The organism is Nocardia aurantiaca, from assembly GCF_009708175.1.
Taxonomy (GTDB): domain Bacteria; phylum Actinomycetota; class Actinomycetes; order Mycobacteriales; family Mycobacteriaceae; genus Nocardia; species Nocardia aurantiaca.
This window is the reverse complement of sequence record NZ_WMBB01000007.1, coordinates 189,766-208,396: the sequence shown is the minus strand read 5'-3', so window position 1 is coordinate 208,396 and position 18,631 is coordinate 189,766. Positions and strand designations below refer to the sequence as shown.

Annotated in this window: 20 protein-coding genes; 13 read left to right on the top strand and 7 right to left on the bottom strand. The window is 68.1% G+C overall.

What is annotated here, in order from left to right:
• Positions 1-91: 91 nt before the first annotated feature.
• The 5 genes from GLP40_RS16575 (at position 92) to GLP40_RS16555 (ending at position 5,681) form a co-directional block, all read left to right on the top strand.
• Positions 92-1,183, top strand: a complete 1,092-nt coding sequence (locus GLP40_RS16575; protein ID WP_196054702.1) for a polyprenyl synthetase family protein — start codon at positions 92-94, stop codon at positions 1,181-1,183.
• 526 nt (positions 1,184-1,709) lie between these two features.
• Complete coding sequence (gene sigK / locus GLP40_RS16570; RefSeq protein WP_230329636.1) at positions 1,710-2,366, top strand: ECF RNA polymerase sigma factor SigK; 657 nt, start codon at positions 1,710-1,712, stop codon at positions 2,364-2,366.
• Positions 2,363-3,091, top strand: coding sequence for an anti-sigma factor (locus GLP40_RS16565; protein WP_154788820.1), 729 nt, complete (start codon positions 2,363-2,365; stop codon positions 3,089-3,091). Before sigK ends, GLP40_RS16565 begins: the two co-directional genes overlap by 4 nt.
• A gap of 122 nt (positions 3,092-3,213) precedes the next feature.
• Positions 3,214-4,443: a cytochrome P450 gene (locus tag GLP40_RS16560; protein ID WP_154788819.1), complete on the top strand. Its 1,230-nt coding sequence runs from the start codon at positions 3,214-3,216 to the stop codon at positions 4,441-4,443.
• Positions 4,444-4,451: 8 nt separating this feature from the next.
• Entirely contained in the window at positions 4,452-5,681 is a 1,230-nt protein-coding gene (locus GLP40_RS16555) for a cytochrome P450 family protein (RefSeq protein ID WP_154788818.1), read from the top strand.
• Positions 5,682-5,892: 211 nt separating this feature from the next.
• On the opposite strand, the gene GLP40_RS16550 is transcribed toward GLP40_RS16555, so the two are convergent.
• The 7 genes from GLP40_RS16550 to GLP40_RS16520 form a co-directional block, all read right to left on the bottom strand.
• Positions 5,893-6,096, bottom strand: a complete 204-nt coding sequence (locus tag GLP40_RS16550) for a hypothetical protein (RefSeq protein WP_154788817.1) — start codon at positions 6,094-6,096, stop codon at positions 5,893-5,895.
• Between the two features lie 103 nt (positions 6,097-6,199).
• Complete coding sequence (locus GLP40_RS16545; protein WP_154788816.1) at positions 6,200-7,819, bottom strand: acyl-CoA synthetase; 1,620 nt, start codon at positions 7,817-7,819, stop codon at positions 6,200-6,202.
• 20 nt (positions 7,820-7,839) lie between these two features.
• Positions 7,840-9,102: a hypothetical protein gene (locus GLP40_RS16540; RefSeq protein WP_328290245.1), complete on the bottom strand. Its 1,263-nt coding sequence runs from the start codon at positions 9,100-9,102 to the stop codon at positions 7,840-7,842.
• Positions 9,096-9,647 carry a nuclear transport factor 2 family protein gene (locus GLP40_RS16535; protein ID WP_154788815.1) on the bottom strand — a complete coding sequence of 184 codons (552 nt, stop codon included), beginning with the start codon at positions 9,645-9,647 and terminating at the stop codon, positions 9,096-9,098. Before GLP40_RS16535 ends, GLP40_RS16540 begins: the two co-directional genes overlap by 7 nt.
• Before the next feature lie 34 nt (positions 9,648-9,681).
• Entirely contained in the window at positions 9,682-9,882 is a 201-nt protein-coding gene (locus GLP40_RS16530; protein ID WP_154788814.1) for a ferredoxin, read from the bottom strand.
• Complete coding sequence (locus GLP40_RS16525; RefSeq protein ID WP_154788813.1) at positions 9,879-10,676, bottom strand: SDR family oxidoreductase; 798 nt, start codon at positions 10,674-10,676, stop codon at positions 9,879-9,881. The genes GLP40_RS16530 and GLP40_RS16525 overlap by 4 nt, the downstream gene beginning before the upstream one ends.
• Complete coding sequence (locus tag GLP40_RS16520) at positions 10,676-11,881, bottom strand: cytochrome P450 (RefSeq protein ID WP_154788812.1); 1,206 nt, start codon at positions 11,879-11,881, stop codon at positions 10,676-10,678. Before GLP40_RS16520 ends, GLP40_RS16525 begins: the two co-directional genes overlap by 1 nt.
• Before the next feature lie 264 nt (positions 11,882-12,145).
• Between GLP40_RS16520 and GLP40_RS16515 the strand changes: the two genes are divergently transcribed.
• Genes GLP40_RS16515 through GLP40_RS16480 form a run of 8 tightly spaced genes read left to right on the top strand, consistent with a single transcriptional unit; the run spans position 12,146 to position 18,600 of the window.
• Complete coding sequence (locus GLP40_RS16515) at positions 12,146-13,615, top strand: aldehyde dehydrogenase (RefSeq protein ID WP_154788811.1); 1,470 nt, start codon at positions 12,146-12,148, stop codon at positions 13,613-13,615.
• Positions 13,616-13,651: 36 nt separating this feature from the next.
• Positions 13,652-14,401 (top strand): SDR family oxidoreductase, encoded by a 750-nt coding sequence (locus GLP40_RS16510; RefSeq protein WP_154788810.1) that lies wholly within the window; start codon positions 13,652-13,654, stop codon positions 14,399-14,401.
• Complete coding sequence (locus GLP40_RS16505) at positions 14,398-15,282, top strand: NAD(P)-dependent oxidoreductase (protein ID WP_154788809.1); 885 nt, start codon at positions 14,398-14,400, stop codon at positions 15,280-15,282. The genes GLP40_RS16510 and GLP40_RS16505 overlap by 4 nt, the downstream gene beginning before the upstream one ends.
• A complete protein-coding gene (locus tag GLP40_RS16500) occupies positions 15,279-15,668 on the top strand; it encodes a carboxymuconolactone decarboxylase family protein (protein ID WP_154788808.1) in 390 nt (129 codons plus the stop codon). Before GLP40_RS16505 ends, GLP40_RS16500 begins: the two co-directional genes overlap by 4 nt.
• 46 nt (positions 15,669-15,714) lie before the next feature.
• Positions 15,715-17,184: an FAD-dependent oxidoreductase gene (locus GLP40_RS16495; protein ID WP_154788807.1), complete on the top strand. Its 1,470-nt coding sequence runs from the start codon at positions 15,715-15,717 to the stop codon at positions 17,182-17,184.
• Positions 17,185-17,222: 38 nt separating this feature from the next.
• Positions 17,223-18,077 (top strand): LLM class F420-dependent oxidoreductase, encoded by an 855-nt coding sequence (locus GLP40_RS16490; protein ID WP_154788806.1) that lies wholly within the window; start codon positions 17,223-17,225, stop codon positions 18,075-18,077.
• Complete coding sequence (locus GLP40_RS35090) at positions 18,068-18,505, top strand: alpha/beta hydrolase fold domain-containing protein (RefSeq protein ID WP_407671614.1); 438 nt, start codon at positions 18,068-18,070, stop codon at positions 18,503-18,505. Before GLP40_RS16490 ends, GLP40_RS35090 begins: the two co-directional genes overlap by 10 nt.
• The gene (locus tag GLP40_RS16480) at positions 18,433-18,600 is read left to right on the top strand and encodes a hypothetical protein (RefSeq protein ID WP_154788805.1); all 168 of its coding nucleotides are present in this window, start codon (positions 18,433-18,435) and stop codon (positions 18,598-18,600) included. The genes GLP40_RS35090 and GLP40_RS16480 overlap by 73 nt, the downstream gene beginning before the upstream one ends.
• Positions 18,601-18,631 lie beyond the last annotated feature (31 nt).

Here is an 18,631-nt window from a genome sequence, read left to right as displayed (position 1 = left end):
TACCCGTCTGCATAATATCCATTACACTCTCTTTGGTTTCAGTCCCGTTCGGCCCGGCCGGACGCGGGGAGGTGTTCGAATTCTTCGGCGCGTGGGATCGGAGACTGTGATGACGGTGTCGGCCGTTGCCAATTCACCTGTGGACCATGGCGCGATCCGCCGGCGGATCGATGCCGCCCTCCACGAATTCCTCGACCGCAAGGCCGAATCCGCGGCGGCGTGCCGGCTGCCCGCGGACGTCGTCGGCGCGGTCCGCTCGTTCCTGTTCGCCGGCGGGAACCGGATTCGGTCCCTGTTCTGCGTCCTCGGCTGGTACGCGGGCGGTGGCATCGATCTTCCGGACGAGGTGGTGCGCACCGCGGCCGCGGTCGAACTCTTCCACTCCGCCACGCTCATCCACGACGACCTGCTCGACGATCGCGACAGCCGGGACGGGCGACCCACGGTGCATCGCATCGCCGCGGATCGCAGCCGACGGGTCAGAAACGGGCGCGCGGCCGAACGATTCGGTGCGCGCAGTGCCGTCATCCTCGGCGACTGCGGTCTGGGCTGGGCCCAGGAACTGATCCACGGGGCGGGACTCTCGCCGGCGCGGAGCGCGGCGGTCTCGGCGGTGCTCGACACCCTGCGCACCGAGGTGAACTACGGCCGATACCTGGAACTGGTCACCAGCGGTCGCCCCACGCCCGACCTGGATCAGGCGTGGGAGATCGTCCGCTATCGGACTGTTGCGTGCATGGTGGAGCGGCCACTGCATGTCGGCGCGGCCCTGGCCGCTGCCGACCCGGACGTGTTGAGGTCGCTGACGGCCTACGCCCGGCCGGTCGGCGAGGTCGCACGTCTCCAGGACGAGCTGCGCAGCGTCTTCCAGGATGGCGAATCGGTCGGCCGATTCGGCCTGCGCGATCTGCGCGAGGGCAGGCACACCGTCCTGCTCGCGCTGGCCCTGCGTCATGCGACCCCCGAGCGCCGAGACGACCTGACCGGATTCGTCGGCAATACGCGCCTGGACGAGTCCGGTGCCGCGATCTGCCGCGACATCCTTTCCGTCACAGCGCGTTTCGAAGTGGAACGGATGATCCGGCACCGTCGAAACCAAATCGAGAGTGCCCTCGACGACACCCGGATCCCCGATTTCGCCGTGGCGGGCTTGCGCAATGCCGCCGATCTGATCATCGGGTAACCGACCGGACAGCGGACCACCCGCGATCGGCTCGTAGCGGTTGCCTAAAAGTTGCCAACTCGCTCGTCCGGTGTGCGCCGCGCCTCCGCGCTCGGCCGAGCGGGGACGGTGGTCATGCTCGCCCGGCGTCTCGCGCAGATCGTGGACCGTGGTGAGGAGGGCGGCGGCGGTTGCTTCGCCCGGCCTGCCCGAGCAGACGCTCGACCATCTCACAGTCCTGGTTTGACGGGGCGTTGAGAGCGTATGGGCAGCCAGGTCGAGGAGTTCGGCGTCGGGCTTGGTGTCGGACATTCGCCCACCGATCCTGCCGAAAAGATCCCACGTCGTTCGAAATCGTCTCGAATGCGAGTTTTGACGGTGTTCAGGGGATGTCGAGTTGCTGAATGGTAGCGTTGTTTGGACGAAATTGCAGATGACAACGTTTCAGACTCGCTTGTGCCGCACCTCGATTTCGACAGGCGGTTCTAAGCCTGACACGTGCGAATTCCCCAGGTATCCGCGAGCTCGGAGGAATGCAGGTGGGACGTTGACCGACGACGAGAACCCGATCGTGCTCCGAATGGGGGTCAATCAGGACGGCACTGGCTTCGCGTCCTGCCCGGTACGGCCCCCGCAGGCTTCCGAGCACGCTCGCATGGCGGCCCGGCTCATCGCGGAGATCGCGCGCGGCGACCGTGGTGCGTTCACGGAGCTCTACCGAATGACCAGCCACCGCGTCTACGGCCTGGCCCTGCGCATGCTCGACAACCAGGCGACCGCGGAGGAGATCACCCAGGACGTCTATCTGCAGGCCTGGTCTCTCGCCGCGCGCTACGACCAGCGCCGTGCGACTCCGATCGGCTGGCTGATGATGCTGACCCACCGGCGTGCCGTCGATCGGGTGCGGCACGATCACGCCCTCGAAACGCGCGACATCGCCTACGGCAGAAGGAATGTGGAACGCGAGCACGACGTGGTCTTCGAGACGGTCGGCGAGCGAGACGATCGGCGCGCCGTGCTCGGATGCCTCGAAACCCTCACCGACCTGCAGCGCGAGACCATCGACCTGGCCTACTACGGCGGCCTCACCTACACCGACGTGGCCGACCACCTGGACGTGCCCATCGCGACGGTCAAGACCCGGATCCGAGATGGACTCAAACGCCTGCGGGTATGTCTGACAGGAGGAGGTGATCGACGATGACCACTACCGACCGATCGGACACCGAGCTGACCGATCTCGCCTATCCGTACGCTCTCGATGCCGTCACCGAAGAGGAACGCGACGCCATCGAGCGCCGACGCTGCTCGGCGGACGGTCGGGTGGCAGCGGAATTCGACTCCACCGTGGCGGCGGTCCGCGAGACCCTGGCCGAACTCAGTGTCCTCGATGCGTGCAGGCCGCCACCCGAACTGGAGGCGAGGCTGCTGCGAGCGCTCGATCGTGCCATTCGACCTGACGGCCACCGCAGATTCCGCATCGGCGCCCCCTCCGGGTGGGGTCTGCTGGCCGCGAGTGGCCTGCTCGTTGTCATGCTCGGCATTGGTCTCCCGATCGCTACGCCTCGGGCGGGCAATGATGAGCCCGCCGAGGTGAGCGCCGCCGTCATTGCCGCGCAACCGGATAAGGTGACTCGCACCGCCGCGGTCGAGGGCGGTGGCGAGCTGTGGATCGAATCGTCGCCCTCGCTGGGCGCGGTGTCCATCGCGTTCGATGACGTCGCCGCACCGCCTTTCGGCCGCGCCTATCAGGTATGGCTCGTCGCCGTGGGCGGCGATCCGCGCTCGGCCTCGATTCTGGAGGCTCTTCCGAGCCGCCCTCTCGTCACGAAGTTCGGCCCCGCGGACACCTTGGCCATCACGGTCGAGCCGGCGGGCGGCTCGGATCAGCCGACGACCATACCGATTGTCGGCCTGAACCTGAGCTGAATCCGCCCGACCTGTCGAACGGGCGGCCTTCGCCGCGATTGCCATTCGGTGAATCGACGGTTCTGTTACGGTGACGAAGGCCGATCTCGGAATCGGCTGGAGTACAGGAGAATTGACTGGTCATGACGCATGGCGGCTTTGTCGATGCTGCACGAGCCGCCGGCGCAGAGCCGCGCGTGCCGATGCACTCGCCGGAATTCGCGGCGGATCCTCACCGTATCTATCGTGAGCTGCGCGCCCGTTTCGGCTCGCTGGCCCCTGTGGAGCTGGCGCCGGGGGTCCCGGCCACGCTGGTGATCGGATACCGCACCGCCTTGCGAATCCTCAATGATCCCGAGAACTTTCCCGCCGACCCGCGGATGTGGCAGCGCACCGCGCCACCGGACAGCCCGGTCATGCCCATGCTCGAGTGGCGGCCCAACGCGCTGCGCAGCAGCGGATCCGATCATCGGCGGTATCGGACGGCGAATGTGACCGCGCTCGACGCCGTGGATCCGCACGCCCTGCACGCCACCGTGGAGCGGGTCGCGGTGCCGCTGATCAACACGTTCTGCTCGACCGGCAGCGCTGATTTGGTGTCGCAGTACGCGTTTCCGCTGGCCTTCCATGTGATCAACGCTATGCTCGGCTGCCCGCCGCATATCGGGCAGCGCATCGCGGCCGGGCAGGCGGCGATCTGGGAGGGCGTCGACGCCGAGGCCGGCAATCAGATGATGACCGCGGCGGTGCTGGAGCTGGTACTGCTCAAACGCGCCGAGCCGGCCGACGACATCGTGACGCGGCTGGTCTCGCACCCGGAGGGACTCAGCGACGAGGAGATGATCCACCAGATCGTCACCCTCTACGGCGCGGGCATCGAACCCGAGCAGAACCTCATCGTGAACACCCTGCGCCTCATGCTCACCGATACCCGGTTCGCCGGAAACCTGCTGGGCGGCAGCCTGTCCACGCGCGACGCCCTCGACGAGGTGCTCTTCACCGATCCGCCGGGCGCGAACTACTGCGTCAGCTACCCGCGGCACCCGATTCTCGTCGACGGCGTGTGGCTGCCCGCCCATCAACCGGTGGTGGTGAGCATGGCCGCCTGCAACAACGATCCGGCGGTCGGTGCGCGCGAATTCACCGACAACCGCGCCCATCTGGCGTGGAGTGTCGGCCCGCACGCCTGCCCGGCCAGGTCCCCGGCCTACCTCATCGCACAGGATGCCATCGACCAGTTGCTCGACGCGCTGCCGGAGCTGCGGCTCGGGGTGCCCGACGCCGAATTGATCTGGCGACCTGGCCCTTTCCATCGAGCGCTGACCGCACTTCCAGTCGCTTTCCCGCCGACCCCGCCCCTGCGCGTGAACTGAGGAACACCATGATCACCGAACCGATCACCCTCGACACCACCGGGGTCGACACCCAGGGCGAGATCGCACGACTTCGCGAGCGCGGACCCGCCACCCTGGTGGAGTTGCCCGGTGGCGTGCGCGCGTGGTCGATCACCGACACCGATCTGCTCGAACTGCTGCTCACCGATTCCAGGGTCTCCAAGGACGCGCGCCAGCACTGGCCCGCGTTCATGAACGGTGAGGTGCAGCCGGATTGGCCGCTGTTCGCGTGGGTGGCGGTGAACAACATGTTCACCGCTTACGGCGCCGACCACCGGCGACTGCGCAAGCTCGTCGCCCCCGCTTTCACCGCGCGCCGCAGCGCCGCGCTGCAGCCGCAGATCGAGGCCATCACCGAGGAACTGCTCGACACGCTGGCCGCCGTGCCCGCCGGTGAGGTCGTCGACTTGCGCGAGGCCTTCTGCTATCGGCTACCCATCGGCGTCATCTCCGAATTGATGGGCGTGCCCGACGAGTTGCTCCCCGGCCTGCGGGTCTGCGCCGACGGATTCTTCGACACCACCCTCGGTCCGGAAGAGGCGGCGGCCAACTACTTCGAGCTGTACCGCCTTCTCGGTGAACTCGTCGCCCGCAAGCGCGCCGAGCCCGGCGACGACCTGACCAGCGCGCTCATCGCCGCCCGCGACGACGAGGACGGCTCGGCCCTGGCCGAGCAGGAACTGGTCGACACCCTGCTGCTGGTCATCAGCGCGGGCCATGAGACCACCATCAACCTGCTCGACCAGGCCATCGTTGCCGCCCTGAGCCACCCCGAGCAGCTGAAGGCCCTGCGCGCCGGCGAGGTGGCCTGGCCGGAATTGGTCGAGGAATCACTGCGCTACGACACCGCGGTTGTGCACGCGCCGCTGCGCTTCGCCGTCGAGGACATCGAATACGAGGACGTGCGCATCGCCAAGGGCGACCCCATCATCGTCTGCTACGCCGCCCCCGGCCGCGATCCGAAGGTGCACGGCGACACCGCCCCCGAGTTCGACCTCACCCGGGAGAACAAGAGCCACATGGCCTTCGGCTACGGCGTCCACCACTGTCTCGGCGCGCCGCTGGCCCGCCTGGAAGCGAACCTCGCTCTCCCGCGGCTCTTCCACCGCTTCCCCGACCTGCGCCTGGCCGTTCCCGCCGCCGAACTCCCGGCCCTGCCCAGCTTCATCTCCAACGGACACGCTTCTCTGCCGGTGTATTTGACCGCGGGAGAGTAGTCCGCGAGTGTGGCGCGGGCTCCGCCACCGGGCGGGAGCCCGCACGCCCAGGACGCCGCCACGCCCAACCGGTGCCGGGAGTCAGGGCACGATGACGGCGTGGTGACGTCGCACTCCAGCCCCGCCACCGCTATGGCTATCGACGGTCGGCCGGCAACCGACGAAATCCGGTGCCAGGCGCGCCGCCGGACCCGGTGATCGTTCGGACTTTCTATAGAGGATGAGCGCACCGGTGAGCATGGCCGGTTCGGGCACCCTCGGCGGCCAGATCCTTCGACAGCACGGCCTCATGTGCCCCAACGGATTTCGCGAAGTCGGGCGGGTCCTCGGTGACGTCGAGGGCGATGACCAGGGTCGGAGACGGATGCCGCGGCAACCGGATCGCGGCTTGGCCGAGGCCGCCGCTACCGATCACGACGGACGACGATCCGGCCCCGCACCGTGCCCGGCGACCGCTTCGGCGTCGGTGAGCGGCATTGTCGGCACCGGATCGAGGGTCGGGGAGCGCCGCGTACGCATCAACGGGACGAGCCGACCCGATGGTCGGGTTCCCGTGTCGAGGCGTAGTCCTTGGCCCACCGGTAATCGGGTTTGCCGCTGGGTGATCGGACGATCGTTTCGGCGACCCAGATGGTCCTGGGCACCTTGTACCCGGCGAGGTGGCGGCGCACGTGGGAGGTCATCGCCTCGAAGTCGGGTGCGGCGTCACCGGTTCCGGCGACGACGGCCGCGACCTGCTGTCCCCAGCGTTCGTGCGTGATGCCGATGACGACGGCGTCGAAGACGGATTCGTGCGATTTGAGCACGCCTTCGACCTCCTCCACGAACACTTTCTCGCCGCCGGTGTTGATCACCATGTTGCCGCGGCCGAGGAGGGTGATGGAGCCGTCCGGCTCGACGCGCGCGCGGTCGTCGGTCACCACCATCCGCTTGCCGTCGACCGTCTTGAACAGGCGCTCGGTCTTGGCGCTGTCCTTGTAGTAGCCCAGCGGAACGGACCCGGTCTTCGCCAGCCAGCCCTCCTGCCCGGCCGCGACAGGCTGTCCGGTTTCATCGACGACGACCGCGCCCCGGCCGGTTCGCACACGCGGACCGCGTCCGGGATCGTCGTCCTTGGTCGCGAAACCGATGCCGCCGAAACCGGTTTCGGACGAACCGATGGAATCGGAGATCACCGCCGACGGAAAGTGCTCCAGGAGAGCGTTCTTCACCGGCTGGGACAGCAGCGCCGCACCGGAGGCGATGGCCCCCAGCGAACTCGCGTCCGCCGGTGTGTCGCGGTAGGCGTCGAGCAGCGGCCGGGCCATGGCGTCACCGGTGATCACCATGACCTGTGGACGCTCTCGCTCCACCGTCCGCCACACCTGCGGCGCATCGAATTTCGATTCGAACACCACGGTATTGCCGGTCCACAGCGCCGTGAAGGTGGGCATCATCGCCGCGGCGTGAATGAGCGGCGGCAGGATCAGCCAGGTCCCGGGCTCGTTCTGCGCGCCGACCCGGGATTGCTGGAATTCGTCGGCGACCGGCTCACCGGTGTAGAAGTCGATGCCGCCGCCGAGCACCCGCCACATGTCCTCCTGGCGCCATATCACGCCCTTGGGCACGCCGGTCGTGCCGCCGGTGTACATCATGAATCGGTCGTCGCCGCTGCGGTCGACCGACTGCCGGGCGGACGAGCGATCGGCCAGGGCCGCTTCGTAGGGTTGCGCCCGGCTGTCGAGGTGCCCGCTGCCCAGATCATCGTCGACGACGAGGGCGTGACGCACCTGGGGCGTCAGCGTCAGCGCCTGCCGCGCGGTCTGCTCATAGCCGCGGTGGTACACCAGGGCCGCGAGATCGGCATTGTCGTAGAGGTAGCGCAGTTCCTCGACGCCGTAGCGGTAGTTGACATTGATCGGCACCGCCCGCAGCTTGAAGCAGGCGATGAGGGTTTCCATGGTCTCGATGCTGTTGTGCATCTGGAAACCGATATGCGCCTCGGCCCCGAGTCCGAGGGAGGCGAGATGGTCGGCGAATCGGTTGGCTCGCGCGTCGAGTTCGGCGTAGGTGATCCGGCGGTCGCCGTGGATCAACGCGATGCGATCGGGCATCGCGTCGGCCGAGTGCTCGAACAGGTCAGCGAAATTGCAGGCCATAGCAGTTCGTCTCTCGAGGGTCAGATCACGGTCAAGGGCAGCGGAATGCCGCGATCGGTGAAACGGAAGTCGGCGCCGGTGCTGAACCGGGTGATGGCGACCTCGCCGGATTCGTCGAAGGGCTGGTCGGCGCGGAGGAAGCAGACCTTCAGTTCGCTCTCGTCCTCACCGATCACGTGTGCCGCGTAGCGCGGATCGACGCCGCGCGCCATGGCCTCGAGCGGTGCGAGATGCGTCGCGTCGATGAGCGCGGGCCAGGTCCGGTCCTGTGCGGCTCCGCTCTGCTTCGGAATGCGCAGCCGCACACCGATGTCGCCGGTGTCGATACGAGCTCCGGTGTAGCGCAACGGGTTCCATGCCGGATGCAAGGTCAGCACGCGTGCGAGCGCGGCGTCGTCATCGCCGAGACCGAGCGCCTTGCGGATGCGTTCGGAGGTGAGGCCCGCGATCCCGGTGAACTGCTTGCGGCCGATTTCGGTCGCCGCATCGGTATCCGTGCGGCTGTTGACGGCGATGAGGAACGCGAGGTTCAGCAGGTGGTGCTGCAAACAGACCTCGTCGGCGATGCGGATCAGCGCCGACCGGGAGAAGTCGGCGAAGCGCAAATCGCTCAGCAGGGGACCGGTGTAGTCCGCCATCCCGGGGTCGAGGGGATCGATCGGGTCGAGCTCGACCCCCGCGGCCCGGGAGTTGGCCGCGATCTCGGCGTTTGCCGGTGTCGGCGGCGGCACATGAGCCTCGTCGATCGTGACGGTCCACGCGCATACCGGATGCCGGTCCGCCGGCACCCGCGGCGGCCGGTGGATCGGCCGCACCTGGGCGTGCGGGTTGGTCGCCAGCGCGGTGGCGTCGAAGGTCGGGTCCTCGATGTCATGGCACATCGACCGGACGAACGCCTCACCCATCGGCTCCACGTCGGCCAGCGCGCCACAGTGGTCGAGCCAGAACTCGCCGTGGTCGCGGTCCCGCACCCGGTACCGGAAGTCCATGAACTGCGGCGGTGCGCCGATATCGAGTTGCAGCCCTTTGAAGATGGTCTCGACGCTGTCGCCGGTGAAGCCGAGCGCGCGCTGCATCCGCCGGGTGTAGACGGGGCTGGCCACCTGCCACTCCTCGATGGCCACGGCGGCCATGCCCTCCCGGCCGAACGCCGCGATGCTGTGCGCCATCCCGGAGCGGTCGATCAGGTGCCCGCTGAGCAGCAGTTCGGGCACCAGGACCGCGAGCTGGTCCCGGGTCAGGTCCGCGAAACCGCTGGGACGTCCGGATTCGGGGGTCACCACAGGGGCACCGGCGCTTCACCGATGGTGTACCAGCCGGGCAGCTTCTCGCCGGAGGTCGCGCGTCGGATGCGCTTGTGCATGCCGTCGGAGAGCGCGTTGTCGGTGATCATCTCGAGGAACAGCGCGCTGACGTTGCCGAAGTCGAAGAAGTCTCGCTGCCACGACCATTGGAAGTCGCCGCCGTAGCGGAACCAGCTGCCGCCGATGCCTTCCGGTGAGTAGTTGCGGCCGTCGGCGCGTTTCTTCTCACAGACCTGCTTCCACAGGCCGATAAGGTTGCCGGTGCGCTCGTCGATGACCCAGTCCTGGTAGGGGTAGGTCCAGCCTTCGAGTCCGTCCATCTCCAAACCGACGGCGATATCGCGGATCTCGTCGCGTCCGACGGCCATGAATTCCTGTTTGGGCCCGTAGTTCCAGCCATAGGTGGCGTCCTCGGTGTAGAAGTCGGCCAGCGGTCGCCAGTCGCCCTTCTCTTCGCAGTCCTTGTTGGCCTGCAGCCAGCGGCGCACCATCTCGTCGAGTTCGGCGCGGTCGAAATCGGCCATGGCAGTTTCCTTTCGGTCTGGGGTCGCGGAGTGGTCAGTCGTCGCCGTCGGTGATCGACAGCGCTCGGGTGGGGCAGTAACGGATGGCCATATCGACGGCGGCGCGGGCCTCGGGGCCTGGATTCGGGTCGAGGATTTCGACCTTGCCGTGCTTGGGCACGGTGAAGACCTCCGGCGCCTCGCCCTCGCACGCGGCGTGGCCCTGGCACAGATCGAGATCGGCGATGATCTTCATCGGTTGCTCCCGGAATTCGTGGCCTGGACTCGGGCTTCGGGTTGCACCTCGATGAGCTGGATGTGCGCGCCGCGGGGTGCGGAGACGACCGCGACGATGGCGGCGGCCAGGTTGGCAGCGCGCAGCATCTCCGGGTGGCGCGCGAATCCCCACTTGGCCCAATCCTCGAGCACCGGCCCGATGATCTCGGCGGTGGTATCCATTCCCATGCCGGTCATGGTCGGACCGGGTCGGACCAGTGAGGCGCGGACGCCGGTGCCTTCCAGTTCCATCCACATCTGGCGCGCCATGACTTCCACGGCGGCCTTGGACGCGGGGTAGGCGCCCGACCGCGGCCGGGGATTGTTCGCGGTGTCCGAGCTGATCATGACGAAATCGCCGCGCTGCCTGGCGATCATGCCCGCAATCACGCGGTGGGCCAGGCGCTGGACACCGATCAGGTGGACGTTGACCTGCCGCAGAAACTGATCCGGGTCCATTTCGTGGACCAGCGAGAATGACAGGTCACCCGCGCCGGACACCACGACTTCCGTTGCGCCCAGGGCGGATTCGGCCGCAGTGACGAAGGCATCGACGGAGGCCGTGTCGGTGACGTCGAGGTGGTGCGCGAACGCTTCACCGCCATTGCCGGCGATCTTCGCGGCCAGCGCTTCGCACTGCTCGACGCGGCGCGCGCCCAGCGCCACCGGATAACCGAGTTCGGCGAGCGCCTCGGCGGTGGCCGCGCCGATTCCGGAAGACGCGCCGGCGATCAGAACGGGCCGGCGGTCGGGATGGGGTTCGAATCGTGGCATCAGCGGACCTCGACGGTCATGGGGAGTGTGGCGAATCCGCGCACATTCGTCGAGTGCACCCGCTCGATACCGCTCTCGACGAGACGGTAGTCGCGGACGCGGGAGACGAACTCGCGCAAGGCGATCGTGGTTTCCAGCCGGGCCAGGTGGGCGCCCAGGCAGAAGTGCACGCCCGCACCGAAACTGGCGAGGTTGCCCTTGTCGGCGCGGTCGATCCGGTAGCTGTCGCCGTCCTCGAACACGTCCGCGTCGCGGTTGGCCGAGCCGATCAGCAGCAGCACCTTCGCGCCGGCCGGAATTGTGCGCCCGTACATCTCGATATCGGTCGCGGCGCTGCGCGCGACGATCTGGCTGGAGGTGTCGTAGCGCAAAGTCTCCTCCACCCAATCCGGCACCAGGTCCGCGTCGGCCACCACCTTGGCGTACTCGGCCGGGTTGCGCGCCGCCCAATACAGCGCGTTGCCGAGGAGTTTGGTGGTGGTCTCGTTGCCCGCGACCACCATGAGGAACATGAAGCCGATGATCTCCTCGTCGGTCAGCCGGTCGCCGTCGATCTCGGCGTCCAGCAGGGCGGAGGTGAGATCCTCGGTGGGGCTGCGCCGCCGGTCGGCGACCATGTCGCCGTAGTAGGTGATCAGGTTCAGCGCCGCCTCGATGGCGGGCACCGGCACGTCGAGCACGCCCTCCTCCCGGTGCACGACCAGGTCGGCGAGCCGCCGCACCTCGGCACGGTCGGGGCCGGGTACGCCCATGAGTTCGGAGATGACGTCCATCGGCAGCTTGCCCGCGAAATCCTCGATCCAGTCGAAGGTTCCGCGCGCCAGGGCCGGCTCGAGGTGTTCGAGGGTCAGTTCGTGGATGCGGTTGTCCATCTCGGTGACCCGCCGCGGTGTGAAGCCCTTGTAGACCAGCCGCCGCATGCGCAGATGGCGCGGGTCGTCCATGGCCAGGAAGGACATGGTCCGGTGGGCGTGCGGCCCCCAGGCCGCGGGATCCAGCGAGACGCCGTTCGCGCTCGACAGTCGTCCATTGTCGCGAAAACCGGCGATGACGTCGGAGTGGCGCGACAGCGCCCAGAAGTCGAGCTCCGGATTGTGGAAGAGCGGAGCGTCGGCGCGCAGTCGCTGGTAGGTGGGGTAGGGGTCGTCGTGGAAGCGGTAGTCGTAGGGGTCGAACGTGAACGGTTCCAGGGAGGCCGAAGTCATCACGCATATCTCGCTTTCGGTCGCGCGCACTTCCGTGACCAGGCCGAACGAGCTCGCCGGGAAGACACATAGCTGGACATGTGTCTGGACGGTATCACCGACTGTAGTACACCACAACGGCAACCCTGAATGTCGTTGCGGGGCAGGTTGAAACGTGGTTTCGATCGGCGTCGGCGGGGCGCGGTTGTCTCCGGTGGCTTGCGCTCGATCTGATTTCCAAACTATATTCCGAACACCTGTCCAGACATGTATCGGAGTCTGCTCATGAACGGCCTCGTCCCTCCCGAGGGCACGTCCCTGCTGATCGGTGGCACGTTGTCGCCCGGCGGCTCGGGCGCCTTCGCGACGATCAATCCCGCCACCGAGGAGGTTCTCGGCTACGCGGCCAATGCCTCGGCCGCGGACATGGACGCGGCCATCGGCGCGGCGCGAGCCGCTTTCGACGAGACCGGGTGGTCGCGCGACCATGCCTTTCGGGCGCACTGCCTGCGGCAGCTGCGTGACGCGATGCGCGCGCACGTGGAGGAACTGCGCGAGATCACCGTCGCCGAGGTGGGCGCGCCGGTCATGCTGACCGGCGGACCGCAGCTGGAGGGGCCGATCGCCGATCTGTCCTTCGCGGCCGACCTGGCCGAAACCTACACGTGGGACACCGATCTCGGCTCCGCGGTGCAGATGGGCATCGCCAGTCGCCGCGTGATCCGCCGCGAGGCGGTCGGCGTCGTCGGGGCTATCACGCCGTGGAACTTCCCGCACCAGATCAATCTGGCGAAGCTGGGCCCGGCGCTGGCCGCCGGGAACACCGTCGTGCTGAAGCCCGCGCCCGATACCCCGTGGTGCGCAGCGGTTCTCGGCCCGCTCATCGCCGAGCACACCGATATCCCCGCGGGCGTGGTCAACATCGTCACCTCCGACGACCACGGTCTGGGCGCGCGGCTGGTCGAGGATCCGCGGGTCGACATGATCACCTTCACCGGATCGACCCAGACCGGGCGAGCGGTCATGGCCGCAGCCTCGGCCACCCTCAAGCGCACGTTCCTGGAACTCGGCGGCAAGTCGGCGGCCATCGTCCTCGACGACGCCGATATCGCCGCGGCCGCGAGCTACACCGCGTTCTCGGTGGCGGTGCATGCCGGACAGGGGTGCGCGCTCACCACCCGGCTGCTGGTGCCCAGGGCGGCCTACGACGACGCGGTCGCCGCCGCGATCGAAGCGCTGTCCGGCCTGCGGGCCGGTGATCCCACCAACCCCGGAACCGTCTGCGGGCCTTTGATTTCGGCGCGCCAGCGGGAGCGGGTCGAGCGTTATCTGGAGATCGCGCGCGCCGAGGGCGGCCACATCGCGGTGGGTGGCGGCCGCCCCGAGAACGCCGCACGCGGGTACTTCGTCGAACCGACCCTCATCACCGGGGTCGCCAACACCGCCACCGTCGCCCAGGAGGAGATCTTCGGCCCGGTGCTCGTCGTGATCGCGCACGACGGCGACGACGACGCGATCCGGCTGGCCAACGAGTCCCCGTACGGCCTGTCGGGTTCGGTGTGGGGTACCGATCCCGAGCGGATCGAGCGGGTGGTCTCGGGGGTGCGCACCGGAACCCTGAGTGTCAACGGCGGGCTCTGGTACCACGCCGACGCGCCGTTCGGCGGCTACAAGCACTCCGGCATCGGACGGGAAATGGGCGTCGCGGGCTTCGAGGAGTACCTCGAGACCAAATTGGTCGCGACCCCCGCCTGAATTCACCACATTCCACTACGAGGAGTTGAACCCACCATGGCACGTTTCACCGGGCGTACGGCCATCGTCACCGGCGCCGCACAGGGCATCGGCGCGGCCTACGCCGCCGCGCTCGCCGCCGAGGGCGCCAATGTCGTCGTCGCCGATCTCAACGCCGAGCGCGGCGAGGAGGCGGCCGAGCGGATCACCGCCGCCGGCGGCACCGCCGTCTTCCGCCGGGTCGACGTCTCCGATCCCGAATCCGCCACGGCCCTGGCGGAATTCACCGTCTCCGAGTTCGGCGCCATCAACCATCTGGTCAACAATGCCGCCATCTACGGCGACATGAAACTGGACCTGCTGCTCACCGTGCCGTGGGACTACTACAAGAAGTTCATGGGCGTGAACCTCGACGGCGCGCTCAATGTCACGCGTGCGGTGTGGCAGCCCATGGTGGCCGCGGGCGGTGGCTCGATCGTGAACCAGTCCTCCACGGCCGCCTGGCTGTACTCGGGTTTCTACGGTCTGGCCAAGGTCGGCATCAACGGCCTCACCCAGCAGCTCGCCACCGAGCTGGGCGGCTCGAAGATCCGGGTCAACGCCATCGCGCCGGGACCGATCGATACCGAGGCCACCCAGACCGTCACCCCCGGGAGCATCGTGAAGGACATGGTGTCCCGCATTCCGATCAAGCGGATGGGCACCCCGCAGGATCTGGTGGGCGCCTGCCTGTATCTGCTCTCCGACGACGCGGGATGGGTCACCGGCCAGATCCTCAATGTCGACGGCGGGCAGATCATCCGATGACCGAATCACCCTCCGCCCCGGTCGGATTCATCGGTTTGGGCAATATGGGTGCGCCGATGGCGCGCCGGTTGCTCGACTGGTCCGGCGGACTCGTGGTCTGCGATGTCCGCACCGAGGCGACGTTGCCGTTCACCGAGGCGGGTGCGAGCCGCGCCGCCGATCCGGCCGCGCTCGCCGCGCGCGCCCGGCTCATCAGCGTCACCGTCATCGACGACGCTCAGGTCATCGATGTCGTCACCGGCCCGGCCGGGATTCTGAACACCGCCGGGCCGGGCACCGTCATCGCGGTGCACTCGACCATCAGCGACCGGACGGCGGAGAACCTCGCCGCCGTATGCGCCGATCGCGGAGTCGAATTCGTCGATGCTCCGGTCAGTGGCGGCGCGGCCGCCGCCACCCGCGGTGGTCTGGCCGTCATGGTCGGCGGCAGCGACGCCGCGCTCGAACTCGTCCGAGGTCCGTTCGGACGCTTTTCCGATCTGATCGTGCACGCCGGGCCGGTTGGCGCGGGCACGCGAATGAAGCTGGCGCGCAACCTACTCCACTTCGTCGCGTTCACCGCCGCCACCGAGGCCCAGTGTCTGGCCGAGGCCGCCGGGCTGAGCATCACCGATCTTGGGAAGGTCGTGCGGCATTCCGATGCCGTGACCGGCGGCCCGGGCTCGATCATGTTGCGCGACACCACCGCCCCGATCCCGTCGGGCGACTTCTGGCTGCCGATTCTCACCCACGTGCGCAATCTCGGCGAGAAGGACCTGTCGCTCGCTCTCGCACTCGGCGAGCGCCTCGACCTGCCGTTGCCGTTGGCCGAACTCGCACTGACCCGGCTGGCGGACGGACTCGGCGTGGGCCGACCGCTGCTCGACAAGGAGCCCTCATGACCGCGACCGGAAATTCCGCTACCGACGACAGCCCCCGCGCGCGGGGGCTCGCGAAGATGAGCGAAGTCTACGGCTGGGAATTCGCCGACGGTCCCGGCGATTACTTCGCCCTCACCGCGGACCACCTGTTCGCCGAGATCTGGTCGCGGCCCGCGCTGACCGTGCGCGAACGGCGACTGCTGCTGCTCGGCGCGCTGTCGGCGCAGGGACACATCGACGTCGCCGAGATCCAGATCGGCGCGGCGCTGCGCAATGGCGAACTGTCCGAGGAGCAGCTGCGCGAGGTCGCGATCTTCCTGTGCCACTACATCGGATGGGCGGCCGGCACCAAACTCGACACCGCCGTCGGCACCGTGCTGGCGCAGCAGCGGAGCAAGAAGTCGTGAGCGCGCGAATCACGTTCACCCTCGAACGAGAAGGCAGCAACTGACCATGGTCGACGCGAAAGACGTGGAGCCCACACCAGCGTCGGAAGTCTCCGACTGGACCGACGGCGCGGATGTCGTCATCGCCGGGTACGGCATCGCCGGAGTGTGCGCGGCGATCGAGGCCGCCCGCGCCGGCGCCGACGTCCTCCTCCTCGAGCGCACGGGCGGCTGGGGCGGCGCCGCGGCTCTGGCCGGTGGCTTCGTCTACCTCGGCGGCGGCACCCCGCTGCAACGCGCGCTGGGATTCGACGACAGCCCGGAGAATATGGAGGCGTTCCTCCTGGCCGCGGTGGGGCCCACCGCCGACCACGCTCGGATCGCCGACTATTGCAAGGGCAGCATCGACCACTATCAGTGGCTCGTCGACTGCGGGGTGCGGTTCAAGGAGGAGTTCTGGGGCGAACCCGGCTGGGAACCTCCGCACGACGAGGGACTGATGTACTCCGGCGGTGAGAACGCCGCACCGTTCAACACGATCGTGGCGCCGGCGCCGCGCGGTCACGTCCCGCAGATGCAGAACAAGCGCACCGGTCAGCGGGGCGGCGGCTACATGCTGATGAAGCCACTGGTCGAAACCGCCGAAAAGCTCGGTGTGCGAGTCGAATACGACACCCGCATCCAGCGTCTCATCCGCGACGACACCGGCTGGGTGGTCGGTGTGGTAGCACGCCGCTACGGAGAGGAGGTGACGATTCGCGCGCACCGCGGCGTCGTGCTCGCCACCGGAAGTTTCGCCTACAACGAGGAGATGGTCGCGACCCACGCGCCACGCCTGATCGGGCGTCCGGCGGCGGCGATCGAGGAACACGACGGGATCGGCATCCGCGTCGCGCAGGCGGTCGGGGCGCAGGTCGAGGCCATGGACGCCACCGAGGTCGCCTTCTTCGGCGACCCGCAGATGCTGGCCCGCGGCATCATGGTCAACGGTCGCGGCGAGCGCTACATCGCCGAGGACACCTACCCGGGGCGGATCGGGCAGGCCACCCTCATCGAGCAGGACAATCAGGCCTACCTGATCATCGACGACGAGGGCAACGAGGCTGCCCGCGAGACCGAAACCGCCACGCCGTTCTTCCGGACACAGCCCACCTGGGTCGCCGAAACGGTCGCCGAACTCGAGAACGAGATGGGGTTACCGGAAAGCGCTCTGCAACAAACGGTTTCGTTCTACAACGAGCATGCCCGCAACGGCGAGGACCCGCTGCTGGGAAAGAAGCCGGAATGGCTGAAACCGATCGGATCGCCGGTCGCGGCCTTCGACATGCGCGGATTCACGGCGGGATTCCCGTTGGGCGGTCTGCGAACCGACCTCTTCGGCCGAGTTCTCGACATCGCGGACAAGCCGATCCACGGACTGTACGCGGCCGGTCGGTGCACGGCCGGCATCTGCACCGGCGGCTACGCCAGCGGCGCTTCGCTGGGTGACAGCAGCTTCTACGGCCGCCGCGCGGGCCGGGCCGCGGCGCTGAGCTGAGCCGGGCGAGAAACGAACACGAAAGAGATAGTGCCCGTATGCGATTCGGAATCGTCCTTTTCACCAGTGACCGCGGCATCGCCCCGGCGACCGCGGCCGCGGCCGCCGAGGAGCGCGGCTTCCAGTCCTTCTTCGTACCGGAACACACCCACATTCCAGTCAAGCGCGAAGCCGCCCATCCCTCGACCGGGGATGCCTCCCTGCCCGATGACCGCTACACCCGCACCCTCGACCCATGGGTGTCACTGGCCATGGCGGCGGCGGTGACCGAGCGCATCGAGCTGTCCACCGCCGTCGCCCTGCCCGTCGAACACGACCCGATCACGCTGGCCAAGACCATCGCGACGCTCGACCACCTGTCCGGTGGTCGCGTCACCCTCGGCGCGGGATTCGGCTGGAACACCGATGAACTCGCCGATCACGGCGTGCCGCCGAACAAGCGGCGCACCGTGCTGCGCGAGTACGTCGAGGCCATGCGGCAGCTGTGGACCCAGGACGAAGCGAGCTACAGCGGTGACCACGTGAGCTTCGGGCCGAGCTGGGCGTGGCCGAAACCCGCGCAGTCCCATATCCCGGTCCTCATCGGCGCCGCGGGCACCGAGAAGACCTTCCAGTGGATCGCGCGCACCGGCGACGGCTGGATCACCACACCGACCGAAACCGATATCTCGGCTCGGCTGGAGTCGTTGCGCAAGATCTGGTCCGACGCAGGGCGATCCGGATCACCGCGAGTCGTGGCGCTGGACTTCACACCGGATCCCGACAAGCTCGCACGCTGGGCGGCGGACGGTGTCACCGACGTGCTCTACGGGCTTCCTGATCGTTCCACCGAGGAAGTGCTGCGGTATCTGGATCGGCTCAGTGGCAAGCTCGCCGATCTGCGATCGCTGTAATCGCCGTCGCCGGTGAGAGCGCCGGCGGCGGCCTGACCACCGCGCTCACGCTCCTCGCCCGCGACCGAGGCGAGGTGAACATCGCCTTCCCGATGCCGATCTATCCGATGATCGACGACCGGATGGCGACCGAGTCGGCGCGGGACAACGACGCAGCCGTCGGGGACACGACGACGCTGATCTCGGCATGGGAGCATCTCGGCGATCGCCACGGCACCGACCGGGTTCCTCCGTACGCGGCGCCCGCGCGGGCCACCGACCTGCGGGGGTTGCCGCCGACGTTCACCCACGTCGGCGATCTCGAGCCGTTCCGCGATGAGAGGAGTCTGGGCTTCGAGCGGCTCCGATCCTGGGTGTGCCGGTCGAATTCGAGATCTATCCCGGATGCCGGCACGGCTTCGATCGGATGGTCTCCACCGCCGAGGTGAGCCGCCGAGCCATCCGCTCGAGGGAACGCTGGCTGGAGCATGTCATCCGTACGTACTGCGCTCCGCAGCCCGGTGCGGGCATCGATCGAGCCTGAAACCGTGGTCGGCCGATGCTCCGCGCACGGG